The sequence below is a fragment of the Pseudomonas moorei genome, from assembly GCF_008801475.1.
GTDB classification, from domain to species: Bacteria; Pseudomonadota; Gammaproteobacteria; order Pseudomonadales; family Pseudomonadaceae; genus Aquipseudomonas; species Aquipseudomonas moorei.
Window position 1 is genome coordinate 181,173 of record NZ_VZPP01000005.1, and the last position, 12,586, is coordinate 193,758.

Annotated in this window: 10 protein-coding genes and 1 pseudogene; 8 read left to right on the plus strand and 3 right to left on the minus strand. The window is 61.6% G+C overall.

The window, feature by feature from the left end:
• Positions 1–100: 100 nt before the first annotated feature.
• From F7R06_RS11095 to F7R06_RS11110, 4 genes are all read left to right on the plus strand, one after another.
• Complete coding sequence (locus F7R06_RS11095; protein ID WP_090328082.1) at positions 101–3,322, plus strand: DUF2339 domain-containing protein; 3,222 nt, start codon at positions 101–103, stop codon at positions 3,320–3,322.
• Positions 3,319–4,689 carry a DUF3999 domain-containing protein gene (locus tag F7R06_RS11100; RefSeq protein WP_090328084.1) on the plus strand — a complete coding sequence of 457 codons (1,371 nt, stop codon included), beginning with the start codon at positions 3,319–3,321 and terminating at the stop codon, positions 4,687–4,689. Before F7R06_RS11095 ends, F7R06_RS11100 begins: the two co-directional genes overlap by 4 nt.
• 272 nt (positions 4,690–4,961) lie before the next feature.
• Positions 4,962–5,972 (plus strand): class 1 fructose-bisphosphatase, encoded by a 1,011-nt coding sequence (locus F7R06_RS11105; RefSeq protein ID WP_090328087.1) that lies wholly within the window; start codon positions 4,962–4,964, stop codon positions 5,970–5,972.
• Between the two features lie 3 nt (positions 5,973–5,975).
• Positions 5,976–6,578: a DUF924 family protein gene (locus F7R06_RS11110; RefSeq protein WP_090328090.1), complete on the plus strand. Its 603-nt coding sequence runs from the start codon at positions 5,976–5,978 to the stop codon at positions 6,576–6,578.
• Positions 6,579–6,710: 132 nt separating this feature from the next.
• Here the strand turns inward: F7R06_RS11110 and F7R06_RS31415 are convergent, their stop codons facing one another.
• Both F7R06_RS31415 and F7R06_RS31420 read right to left on the minus strand, forming a co-directional pair.
• On the minus strand, positions 6,711–7,475 hold the full coding sequence (locus F7R06_RS31415) for a methyl-accepting chemotaxis protein (protein WP_390959813.1): 765 nt from the start codon (positions 7,473–7,475) through the stop codon (positions 6,711–6,713).
• Positions 7,476–7,568: 93 nt separating this feature from the next.
• Positions 7,569–8,603: pseudogene (locus F7R06_RS31420) on the minus strand (HAMP domain-containing protein); the annotation flags it as partial.
• Positions 8,604–8,883: 280 nt separating this feature from the next.
• Here F7R06_RS31420 and F7R06_RS11120 point away from each other — a divergent pair.
• Both F7R06_RS11120 and F7R06_RS11125 read left to right on the plus strand, forming a co-directional pair.
• Positions 8,884–9,138 (plus strand): hypothetical protein, encoded by a 255-nt coding sequence (locus tag F7R06_RS11120; RefSeq protein ID WP_090328096.1) that lies wholly within the window; start codon positions 8,884–8,886, stop codon positions 9,136–9,138.
• Between the two features lie 31 nt (positions 9,139–9,169).
• Entirely contained in the window at positions 9,170–9,739 is a 570-nt protein-coding gene (locus F7R06_RS11125; RefSeq protein WP_090328098.1) for a lipocalin family protein, read from the plus strand.
• 51 nt (positions 9,740–9,790) lie between these two features.
• Here the strand turns inward: F7R06_RS11125 and F7R06_RS11130 are convergent, their stop codons facing one another.
• A complete protein-coding gene (locus F7R06_RS11130; RefSeq protein ID WP_090328100.1) occupies positions 9,791–11,155 on the minus strand; it encodes a formimidoylglutamate deiminase in 1,365 nt (454 codons plus the stop codon).
• A 146-nt stretch (positions 11,156–11,301) separates the two neighbouring features.
• Between F7R06_RS11130 and hutC the strand changes: the two genes are divergently transcribed.
• Both hutC and F7R06_RS11140 read left to right on the plus strand, forming a co-directional pair.
• The gene (hutC, locus tag F7R06_RS11135) at positions 11,302–12,012 is read left to right on the plus strand and encodes a histidine utilization transcriptional repressor HutC (RefSeq protein WP_162493950.1); all 711 of its coding nucleotides are present in this window, start codon (positions 11,302–11,304) and stop codon (positions 12,010–12,012) included.
• The gene (locus tag F7R06_RS11140) at positions 12,009–12,581 is read left to right on the plus strand and encodes a HutD/Ves family protein (RefSeq protein ID WP_090328106.1); all 573 of its coding nucleotides are present in this window, start codon (positions 12,009–12,011) and stop codon (positions 12,579–12,581) included. The genes hutC and F7R06_RS11140 overlap by 4 nt, the downstream gene beginning before the upstream one ends.
• Positions 12,582–12,586 lie beyond the last annotated feature (5 nt).

Consider the following 12,586-nt stretch of genomic DNA (forward strand, 5'->3'; position numbering starts at 1 on the left):
CAGATGAATACATCGTCCTGTAGGCGCCGCCGAAGGCTGCGATTTTTTGGGGCTGGCCAGTAGGCTAGTCTTTCAGGGATCGGGCTCAAGGATATGGACCATGCAATGGATGTTCATGCTGATCGGACTGGTACTCGGCTGGCTACTCGATGAGTCATTCAGCGAGGCGCTGCTGGGCGCATTACTCGGACTGGGTATCGGCCAGGCCATTCGCGTCGCCCATCTGAGCTCCGAGGCGCAAGAGCACAAGCGCCTGCTGGAGCAGGCACGGACGGCCCTGCAAGCAGTCGAACAACGGTTGGCGGTGCTGGAGGTGTCTGGTGTCAAAGCGCCCGAAGCCAGCCAGACGATGGCCAGTGAACCCGTTATTGCCCCTGAGACCCTGCTGGATCAGAGTCCTGCCGCCACCCCGGAGCTGATCTGGGAACTCCCGCCTGAACTCGAACCGATCCCTGCTGCGGCCAGTGAAATCGGCCATGCGCAACCCGTAGATGCCTGGAAGCCCGAAACGCTTGCACGTGAACCACGGCAGCCCGTCACCCCGCGTGGCCCGAACTTCATCGACAGCGCTATTGCCCGCGCCCGCGCGTGGCTGTTGGGTGGCAACACTGTGTTGCGGGTCGGGGTGGTGTTGTTGTTCCTTGGCCTGGCCTTTTTGCTGCGTTACGCCACCGAAGGCGTGGTGGTGCCGATCGAGTTGCGCTACGCCGGCGTTGCAGCGGCGGCACTGGGGCTGCTCGGGCTGGGTTGGTGGCTGAGAAAGCGCAACACCGGTTACGCCTTGATCGTGCAGGGTACCGGGGTCGCGGTGTTGTACCTGACGGTGTTTGCCGCGATGCGCCTGCATCCATTGCTCGATCCCTCGGCAGCGTTTGGCATTCTGGTGGCAATCACCGTGTTCTCGGCCATTCTCGCCATCACCCAGGATGCCCTCGGGCTGGCTGCCGTTGCGGCACTGGGCGGGTTCGCCGCGCCGATCCTGGCCTCCACCGGCACCGGTAGTCATGTCGCGCTGTTCAGCTACTTCGCCTTGCTCAATGCCGGCATTTTCGCCATCGCCTGGTTCAAGGCCTGGCGCCTGCTGAACGTCATTGGCTTTGTCGGCACCTTCGGCATCGGTTTCGCCTGGGGCCTGCGTTCTTACACGCCGGAACTGCTGTGGAGCACCGAGCCGTTCTTGATCCTGTTTTTCCTCATGTACCTGGCCATCGGGCTGCTGTTCGCCCGACGCAAACTGCTGCAGATGAACGATGCGCCGCAGGATGGCGATCGCGATGCGCTGTTGCACTGGTCGTCGCGCAAGGGTGACTACGTTGACGGCACCTTGCTGTTCGGCCCGCCGCTGGTGGGTTTTGGTTTGCAGTTCGCGCTGGTGCAGCATCTGGAGTTCGCCGCCGCTTACAGCGCCTTGGCGCTGGGCATCCTCTACATGGGGTTGGCGCGTCTGCTGATGGGCGGACGCGCCATGTTGCTGGGAGAAACCTGCCTGGCCCTGGGGGTGATCTTTACCAGTCTGGCGATACCGCTGGGGCTGGATGCGCGCTGGACGACCGCCGCATGGGCCGTGGAAGGCGCGGGGATTTTCTGGCTTGGCTTGCGTCAGCAACGGCCGCTGGCCCGGGCCTTTGCCCTGTTGCTGCAGCTGGGGTCGGCGCTGGCTTTCCTCAGCGAGTTGCGTGACGGCGAGCGCAGTCTGCTTGACGGCGCACCGTTGGGCGCACTGCTGCTGGGCGTGGCATTGCTGTTCAGTTTCAATCAATTGCGCAAAGCCATGCCGGCGCAAACCAGGGCTTGGGAGCGCCAGGGCATGCCCGTGCTGGGCTGCCTTGGGCTGGCGTTTCTCTTTCTGCTGGCACCGCTGTTTTTCTTTGCCCATGGCACCGTAATCAGTTGGGCCCTGGCCGGGTTGCTGACGTTGTTGGTCGGCCTGCATGTGTCATCGCGGACAATGTTGTTCACTGCACTGGCCGTGCAATTGTTGGCGGGTGCGATGTTTCTCACCGCGTGGCCGTTGACCGCTGAAACGCTGCGACCCCTGGCCCATGGTGGATTCTGGGCGCCATTGTTGCTGGGGGTGGCGGCGTTGGTCGGGGCCTGGCGCATGCAAGTGGGCAATCCTGCCATGGCGCTTGATGGGCTGATCCGGCAGCGATTGTCTCCAGCGTGGCTGGCGTGGGGCGCGGCCTGGTGGGCGCTGGCTTGGGCCTGTGAAGTGCTGCGCTTTGCACCGCTGAATCTGCAAGCGACCTTGCTGCTGGCTGTCGCGGCCGTGAGCGTGGCGCTGTGGACGGTGCTGGCGCTGCGCTTGAAATGGCCATCGCTCGGGGTGCTCTGTACCTTGCTGATTCCGGCGGCCGGGCTGGTGTTGCTCGCCGCCTGGCACGCGCGTTATCACCCGGCGGCCAACTTCGGATGGCTGGTGTGGGCGGCGGTGTTCGCCGTGCATTTCATCTCCCTGCGACGTTTGGCGGCCCTGCTGCCAGCGCAGGCTGCAAGTGCCGCCCATGTGCTCGGCTGCTGGCTGTTGATCGGCGTGCTGGCCCTGGAGCTGCGTTACGGTCTGCTGCTGATGTCCGAGCAGTACAACGCCTGGCGTTGGCTGGGCTGGGCGATGCTGCCGAGCCTGTATCTGGTCTTGATGGCGTCCCCGCGCCCATGGCCGTGGCCGGTGTCGGCTTACCCTCGCGAGTACCGCGTGTACGCCGCCGCGCCGCTGGCAGGGCTGATGCTGGTCTGGTTCTGGCTGGCCAATATCATCAGCGACGGCAGCGCCGAGCCGCTGCCCTATGTGCCGCTGATCAACCCGCTGGAGCTGGGGCTGTTGTTTGCGTTGTTCGGCGTCTACGTCTGGTCGCGCAGCGCGGTGGCACAACTGGCGCTCCACCAGGGTTACGCGACCCTTGTTTCGCAACGGGTCGTCGGGGTTTCGCTGTTTGCGTTCTTCACGGCGTTGGTGATGCGCGCGGCGCACCATTGGGGCGGCGTGCCATTCGAGCTGGATGCATTGCTCGAATCCATGTTGGTGCAGGCCGGGCTGTCGATCGTCTGGACCCTGATGGCTCTGGGTCTGATGATCGGCGGCCATTTGCGCGGTCGCCGCGAAGTCTGGCTGATCGGTGCAGCGCTGATCGGTGTGGTGGTGGCCAAGCTGTTCTTTGTTGAGTTGAGTAACCGCGGCGGGCTGGCGCGGATCGTCTCGTTCATCGGCGTTGGCGTTTTGCTGCTGGTGGTGGGCTATTTCGCCCCGTTGCCACCCAAGCGCGCCGAGCCTGTGGCGGGTCCTGAAAAACCGGTCCCGGAATCCGAAGGAGTGTCGTCTTGAGGCAAAAGTTGAACCTGGGTTGGTTGGGCGCAATGGCGATGGGCGTGGCGATGATGGCTGGCGCCCAGGACAAACCGGCGGATTTCGCGACGCAGGTGCCGTTGTCCGTCAGTGGCAACGGTCCGTGGTATCGCCTTGAGCTGCCCTTGGCTGTGCAACTGAATGCCCGGCAGGCTGACTTGAGCGATGTGCGCGTGTTCAATGCCGCAGGCGATGTGCAGGCCTACGCGCTGGCTCGGGAAACCGCACAAACCGCGCAAGACCGCGTGCTCACCGAGGTGAAATGGTTCCCGCTGTATAACCGGATGGACGCCACCGAACATGCGCCGAGCGTGCGGGTGCAGTCGAGCGCCAATGGCACGCTGGTCCAGGTGCAGCCCTCCAGTCAGCTGGAGGCCGGCGAAGAAGAATTGCGTGGCTGGCTGCTCGACGCCAGCGCCATCAAGGCGCCGTTGCAGCGGTTGATCCTTGACTGGACCAGCGAGCGTGACGGTTTTCAGCGATTCAGTATCGAGGCCAGCGACGATTTGCAGCATTGGCAGCCCTGGGGCGAAGGGCAGGTCGCGCGGCTGACGTTTGCGGACGAGCAGGTCGAACAGCATGAAGTCAGCCTGCCGGGACAGCCTGCGCGCTACTTGCGCCTGTTGTGGGATACCCCGCATTCGGCTCCGACCCTCACCTCGGCGCAACTGGAGAGCGCCAGTACTCGCAGCCTGCCGCTGCCGTTGGTCTGGTCGCAAGTGTTGGCCGGCAGCAGCGTCAAGCCTGGCGAATACACCTGGCAATTGCCGATGGGGCTCAATGTCGAGCGGATACAGGTCGAGTTGAGCCAGCCCAACAGTCTGGCGCCGGTGACCTTGTCTGGCCGGCGGGACAGCAGCCTGCCGTGGCAGCCGTTGAGCAATGGTTTGCTTTATCGTCTGACGCAGAATGGTCAGGACGTGGTGCAGAACGAATTACAGCTGCCACGGCAAGTCGTGCAGCAATTGAAGCTGACCGTTGATGAGCGCGGCGGAGGTTTGGGCGCACAAGCGCCTGGCTTGAAATTCGCCGTGCGCGCCACGCAATTGGTGTTCCTGGCCCGTGGGCCCGGTCCTTACACGCTGGCGCTGGGAAATTCGGCGGTGAAGGCAGCGAATCTGCCGTTGGCCACGCTGATTCCGGATTACAGCGCAGCGAAACTGGCGACGCTGGGCAAGGCCTCGGTCGATGGCGCGGCGACCATTGCGCCGGTGGCTTCGTCCGTGCAGGCCACGTCGGGCACTGACTGGAAAAAATTTGGCCTGTGGGCGGTGTTGTTGCTGAGCGTTGTATTCCTGGCGGCGATGGCGTTCAGTCTGCTGCGCAAACCGCCCGCCAACCCATGAAGTCGGGTGCTTCGGATCCAATCGCGAGCAGGCTCGCTCCCACAAGGAAAACGCGGTACCTGTGGGAGCGGGCTTGCCCGCGATAGCGGTCGATCAGTCGACAGAAAGGCTGGGATAACCGCTACTTTTCGGCTCACACCCGGACCATTTCCATCTACGCTGAACCCCGCGCATGAACTCTCTTCGGTCGATCACGTCTGATAGGAGGAAATGCGCCCCGACTCGCGTTAAACTGCGCGGGTTTTTAGCCCCCCATTCCTCCGGAGCCTTCCATGTCCCGCGTTACCTTGAGTCGCTATTTGATTGAGCAGACCCGCAGCAACAACACTCCTGCCGATCTGCGCTTCCTGATCGAAGTGGTGGCGCGTGCCTGCAAGGAGATCAGCCACGCCGTTTCCAAAGGCGCCCTGGGTGGCGTACTGGGCAGCATGGGCACCGAAAACGTCCAGGGCGAAGTGCAGAAGAAGCTCGACGTTCTGTCCAACGAGATCCTGCTCGAAGCCAACGAATGGGGCGGTCACCTGGCCGGCATGGCGTCCGAAGAAATGGACAACGCCTACCAGATCCCGGGCAAATACCCGAAAGGCGCCTACCTGCTGGTATTCGACCCGCTGGACGGTTCGTCGAACATCGACATCAACGCGCCGGTCGGTACCATCTTCTCGGTGCTGCGTTGCCCGAGCGAATACCTGAGCCAGAACGAAGCCTTGAATGAAAAGGCCTTCCTGCAGCCAGGCACCCAGCAAGTGGCCGCCGGTTATGCCATCTACGGTCCGCAGACCATGCTGGTCCTGACCCTGGGCGACGGCGTCAAAGGCTTCACCCTGGACCGCGAAATGGGCAGCTTCGTGCTGACCCACGAAGACATCACCATTCCTGAAACCACCCAGGAATTCGCCATCAACATGTCCAATCAGCGTCACTGGGAAGCCCCGGTGCAACGCTACGTCAGCGAGTTGCTGGCAGGCGAAGAAGGTCCGCTGAAAAAGAACTACAACATGCGCTGGGTCGCGGCGATGGTGGCGGACGTGCACCGCATCCTGACACGTGGCGGTCTGTTCATGTACCCGCGCGACAGCCGCGAGCCATCGAAGCCGGGCAAACTGCGCCTGATGTACGAAGCCAACCCGATGTCGTTCCTGGTGGAACAGGCGGGCGGCGCGTCCACCGACGGCCACCAGCGCATCCTCGACATCAAGCCTGACGGCCTGCACCAGCGTGTTGCGGTGTTCCTCGGCTCGAAAGAAGAAGTTGCACGCGTCACGGCTTACCACAAGGAATAAACCATGAACGCGCCCTGGCAGCCGTTGCTCGAATGGTGGTTCGGTAAAGCCGAATCTTCCAGGGAAGTCGCGGCTGACAAGGGCAAGTTATGGTTCGGCAAGCGTGACAGCCAGGACCTCGAAGCGCGCACGCGTTTCGGGGGCCAGGTCGAGCAGGCACTGACCGGCGGTTTGACCGATTGGGCGCAATGCCCCGAAGGTTGGCTGGCGCTGGTGCTGCTACTCGATCAACTCCCGCGAATGATCTTTCGCGACTCCCCCAAGGCTTTTTCCGGTGACATCAGGGCTCAGGCGCTGGTCGCGCAGGGCATTGCTGCGGATTTCGATCGACAGTTAAGACCCATCCAGCGTGTGTTTATCTACCTGGTGTTCGAACACAGCGAGCATCTGGCGGCACAGAACGAAGGTGTTTCGCGCTACATTGATCTGTTGGCGCAGCAACCGGAAGCCGACCGCGCACTGTTTACCGATTACCTGGATTTCGCCGAGCGGCATCAGAAAGTGATTGCGCGGTTTGGACGGTTTCCGCATCGCAATGCGGTGTTGGGGCGGGAGTCTACGGCTGAGGAGTTGGCGTTTCTGTCGAAACCGGGGTCACGGTTTTAAATCTTCATTTCGGCTGATGCCTTCATCGCGGGCAAGCCCGCTCTCACAGTGATCTGGTCGGACACAGCATAGGTGTTCGCCGAAGATTCCTGTGGGAGCTGGCTTGCCAGCGATGAGGCCGGTAAGACCGGCTTAGATCCTGAAACTACCCACCAGATGCTTCAACCGCGCCGCCTGCTGCTCGAGGTCGGCACAGGCACGCAAGGTTGCCTGCAGGTTCTCCACGCCTTCCTGGTTCAGCGTGTTGATCTCGGTGATGTCGACGTTAATCGACTCGACCACTGCGGTCTGTTCTTCGGTGGCCGTGGCGACCGACTGGTTCATTCCGTCGATTTCGCCGATGCGCTGGGTCACGCTGCCCAGGCGCTCACCGGCCTGGTTGGCGATGCCGACGCTGCTTTCACTCTGGCGCTGGCTATCGGTCATGATGGTGACCGCTTCCCGCGCACCGACCTGCAGTTCTTCGATCATTTTCTGCACTTGTTGCGCCGAGTCCTGAGTGCGGTGGGCGAGGTTGCGCACTTCATCGGCCACCACCGCAAACCCGCGTCCGGCTTCACCGGCACGCGCCGCTTCGATGGCAGCGTTCAGTGCCAGCAGGTTGGTCTGCTGGGAGATGCTGGTGATCACTTCCAGAATCTGCCCGATGTTGACAGTGTTGCTGTTGAGCGTCTCGATGTTGCCGCATGAATCGCTGATCTTCGCCGAGAGCTGGTGCATCGCGCTGATGGTTTTGTCCACCACCTGCTGACCGTCTTCGGCCAGGCTACGGGCGTCGCTCGAGTGCTGGGAGGCGAGGGCGGCGTTCTGGGCGATTTCCTGGGCGGCGGCACCGAGCTGGTTGATCGCTGCGGCGACGCTGCTGGTGCGCGAGGCCTGCTGGTCGGAGTTGAACATCGACGAGTTCGAGGCGGCCACCACACGCAGCGCCACTTCGTTGACCTGGCCGGTGGCCGAGGACACTTCGATGATCGAGGTGTGAATGCGCTCGACGAAACGGTTGAATGAAAGCCCCAGTGCGCCGAATTCGTCGTGACCGTGAATGGTCAGGCGCTTGGTCAGATCCCCTTCGCCTTCGGCGATGTCGTGCATGGCGCGACCCATGGCCAGCAACGGCTGCATCAGGAAACGGATCAGCATGCCCAGCAACGCGATGATGATCACCACGGCAATCACCATGGCGATAAGCGCCGAAGTGCGGAATTCACTGAGCATCGAGAACGCGGTGTCCTGGTCGAGCACCAGTGCCACATACCAATCCGCCGAAGGCACGCCGTTGACGTGGGTGAACGAGATGAATTGTTTCTCCCCGTCTACCTCGACTTCCTTTAGGCCCGGGCTGATTTTCGGCGCCCCGTTGGGGTAGGCATCGGTCAGGTTCTTGAGCACCAGTTTGCTGTCCGGGTGGATCAGGATCTTGCCGTCGGCACTGACAATGAAGGCATGGCCATGACCACCGAAGTTCAGCGAGTTGATGATTGCGCTGACGCTGGACAGGTCGATGTCGGCGCCGGCGACGCCGATCATCTGGCCCTGGCGTTGTACCGGAGTCGCGACGGTGATTACCAGTTTTCCCGACGAGGCGGCGATGTAGGGTTCGGTGACGATGGTCTGTTGTGCGCTGTTGGCCGCCTTGTACCAGCCACGGGCGCGCGGGTCGTAGTCCGCCGCACGGTTACCGGCCGGGACCGAGAACATGACGCCGTCGGCACCGCCGAAGTAGCTCAGCTGGAAATTGCCGGTGTAGGCGGGCAGGTCAATGATCCGCTTCAGGCTGGCGGGGGCGTTGCCATCGGCGCTGACCTGTTGGGCCATCGATTGCAGCAGCTGCATGCGGCTTTCCAGCCAGGTCTGGATGTTGCTGGTGGTCAGGCTGCCGAGCTCCTGCATCGAGGCTTCGGTGTTGTTATGCAGCGTCTGACGCTGACGATAGTCGTTGAACAGGATGAAACAAGCGAATGCAACGGCCACCACGAGGGCGGCAGCCAACAAAATCTTGTGGCTGAATTTCATGTTTCTGGTCATTAAATGAGCTACCGCGGAAAGACAGATCAACAAAGGAGGCAATCCCTACGGACGTGGGTTTGCGCTGTCATGTATGTCGACTGGACGGCGCCAAAGATTAGGCGCTTTTTTGTGAAAACCGATGAAATACCCGCCTGGCAAACAACGTGGCTGTTTTTTCGCAAAAAGGCGGACGAGCGGCCCGATAAATAGGCGATTGGCCAGGGAACCAGAAAGGGGTTTTCTCTTCTAAGGTTCAGTTTGGCAGCCATGCCAATCCCTTCACCCCTGGAGTTACACCATGTCGCTGCGATCCATTGCCCTGCTTTCGTTCTGCGTGTTGCTGGCTGCCTGCAGCAAGGTCAATCAGGAAAACTATTCGAAGCTCTCGGCCGGCATGGCCAAGGCCGATGTAGAAACCTTGCTGGGCAAGCCTGCCGACTGCTCGGGCGCGCTGGGCATGTCCAGTTGCACCTGGGGTGACAAGAACAGCTTTATCAGCGTGCAGTATGCCGGTGACAAAGTGCTGATGTTTTCCGGCCAAGGCCTGAAATAAACCGGGGCTACGCGCCCACGGGAGAAAAACAATGAAGCGGTTATTGATGATGCTTTTTGCCGGCCTGGTATTGGCCGGCTGTGCCACTTCTGGCCAGGATCCGTTGGCGCCCAAGACAGCCGACAGTGTCAACCTCAAGCGTTACCAGGGCACCTGGTACGAGTTGGCGCGTATGCCGATGTATTTCCAGCGCGACTGTGCGCAATCCGAAGCCCACTACACGCTCAAACCGGATGGCAACATGGCGGTGTTGAACCGCTGCCTGACGGCGCAATGGCAATGGGAAGAGGTCAAGGGCACGGCTTATCCACAGGTGCCGGGCAAGACCGACAAATTGTGGGTCGAGTTCGATACCTGGTTTTCGAGGTTGATTCCGGGTGTTTCGAAGGGCGAGTACTGGGTGTTGTACGTCAGCGACGACTACAAGACCGCGATCGTCGGCGACCCGAGCCGTCGATACCTGTGGCTGCTATCGCGCACGCCGACCGTTGACGGTGTGGTGCGTGAAGACCTGCTGAGCAAGGCGCGTCAGCAGGGCTATGACACGACGCGGCTGATCTGGCGAGCGTCGGACACGCAGATGGCCAAGACCTCGAACTGATAGCACATGACCTTGTGGGAGCGAGCAAGCTCGCTCCCACAGGTTTTTGCGTCAGCCTAAAAGTTCGCGCAGGACCTGGGTAAAGGCGCGGTTGCTGTCTTCCTCATCGGCATGACGCCCGTCGCGCACGACCCACTGGCCGTTCACCAGCACGTCCCGCACCTGACGGTCGCCACCGGCAAACAACCAGCGGTTCAGAATCCCGTCGCCACTGGCCGTTGCCAGGTACGGGTCGTTGCCGTCCAGTACCAGCCAATCCGCACGCTTGCCGACTTCCAGCGCGCCGATCGGTTGCCCCAGCGCCTGGGCACCACCGTCGAGCGCCGCGTCGAACAGGGTGCGGCCAACCATGGGCTGATCCGCGCCATACAGGCGATTACGCCGTTGATCGCGCAGTCGCTGGCCGTATTCCAGCCAACGCAATTCTTCCACCACGCTCAATGACACATGGCTGTCGGAACCGATGCCCATGCGGCCGCCTTGTGCCAGGAAATCCACCGCCGGGAAAATCCCGTCGCCCAGGTTGGCTTCGGTGGTCAGGCACAGGCCGGCAATGGCGCGGCTCCTGGCCATCAGCGTGACTTCTTCCGGATTCGCGTGGGTGGCGTGGATCAGGCACCAGCGCTGATCGACTTCGGTATTTTCGTACAGCCATTGCAAGGGACGACGGCCGCTCCAGGTCAGGCAGTCGTCGACTTCTTTTTGCTGTTCGGCAATGTGGATATGCACAGGGCACTGTTTGTCGCTGGCGGCCAGCACTTCGCTGATCTGCTGCGGCGTCACCGCGCGTAACGAGTGGAAGCACAGACCCAGCGACTGCGCCGGTTGCTGCGCCAGAACCGGCTGCAGGCGCGATTGCAGCTTGAGGTAGTTCTCGGTGCTGTTGATGAAGCGGCGCTGGCCCTCGTTCGGCGTCTGGCCGCCGAAGCCGGAATGGCTGTACAGCACCGGCAGCAGGGTCAAGCCAATACCGGCGGAACGCGCGGCCTGGCTGATACGCAGGGCCAGTTCGGCCGGGTCTGCATAGGGCTGGCCGTTGTTGTCGTGGTGGACGTAATGGAATTCGGCCACCGAGGTGTAACCGGCCTTGAGCATTTCGATGTACAGCTGACGAGCGATGACACCGAGTTGTTCGGGGCTGATTTTTCCGACGAGGCGATACATCAGATCGCGCCACGTCCAGAAACTGTCATTCGGATTCCCCGCCACTTCCGCCAGTCCGGCCATGGCCCGCTGGAAGGCGTGAGAATGCAGGTTCGGCATGCCGGGCAAGAGCGGGCCGCTCAGCCGTTCGGCGCCTTCTGCATGGGAATCGGCCTGGATATGGGTCAAAACGCCATCGGCGCTGACCTCAAGACGTACATTGTTGGCCCATCCACTAGGCAGCAGCGCGCGTTCGGCAAAGAAGGCGGTCATGGTTCAGAACCCCATCGTGTGTTATTTGTATATACATATACAGACGTTTGCCTGCCCGGTAAACTCCGGCAAGCTAGCAATCTCTACTAAACCATCAAGGATTAACCGTGCCGACTCCGCCTCCAGTCTCTCCGTTGGCCGCGAACATGGGCGACAGTCCGGCGCCCTTGTATGCTCGCGTCAAACAAATGATCACCCAGCAAATCGACAGTGGAAACTGGCCGCCGCACTACCGCGTTCCGTCGGAAAGCGAGCTGGTCAATCAGCTGGGTTTCAGCCGCATGACCATCAACCGCGCCCTGCGCGAGATGACCGCTGACGGCCTGCTGGTGCGCATGCAAGGCGTCGGCACCTTCGTCGCCGAGCCGAAAAGCCAGTCCGCGCTGTTTGAAGTGCACAACATCGCCGACGAAATCGCTTCCCGCGGTCATCGCCACACTTGCAAGGTCATCACCCTTGAAGAAGAGGCCGCCGGCTCGGAACGCGCCCTGGCCCTCGACATGCGTGAAGGGCAGAAAGTCTTCCACTCGCTGATCGTGCATTTCGAAAACGATATTCCGGTGCAAATCGAAGACCGTTTCGTCAATGCGCTGGTGGCGCCGGATTACCTCAAGCAGGACTTCACCCTGCAAACGCCTTACGCCTACCTCAACCAGGTCGCGCCGCTGACCGAAGGCGAGCACGTGGTCGAAGCCATTCTGGCCGAGTCATCCGAATGCAAATTGCTGCAGATTGAAAAAGGCGAGCCGTGCCTGCTGATTCGCCGCCGTACCTGGTCTGGCCGTCAGCCGGTGACGGCCGCCCGTTTGATCCACCCTGGTTCCCGTCATCGTCTGGAAGGCCGGTTTCATAAATGAACGAGTTGAAAGTTTTACGCGCCAAAGACTACCCGCGCATGCCCTGGAAGAACGGCGGCGGCAGCACTGAAGAAATCAGCCGCGATGCCGGCACTGGCCTGGACGGCTTCGGCTGGCGCCTGTCGATTGCCGACATCGGTGAGTCGGGCGGTTTTTCCACCTTCGCCGGTTATGAGCGGATCATCACCGTGCTGCAGGGCGACGGCATGACGTTGTCGGTGGACGGTCAAAGCACGCGGCCATTGTTACCCCTCGACCCGTTCGCCTTCAGTGGCGAAAGCCAGGTGTCCTGCACGCTGCTCGGTGGAGCGATCCGCGATTTCAACCTGATCTATGCGCCGCAGCGCTACCGTGCGCGGTTGCAGTGGCTGGCCGGCGAGCAGCGGTTTTTCAGCGAGGCCAGCACACTGCTGGTGTTCAGCGTGAGCGAGCAAACTGACGTCTGCGTCGATAACCGCGTCCAGGCATTGGGCCTCCATGATTGCCTGCAGTTGGAGGCGAATGCCGGGTTGCTGGACGTCGCCATCAAGGGGCTGTGCTGCGTGATCGAACTCACGTCTCGCGGCTGATCCCG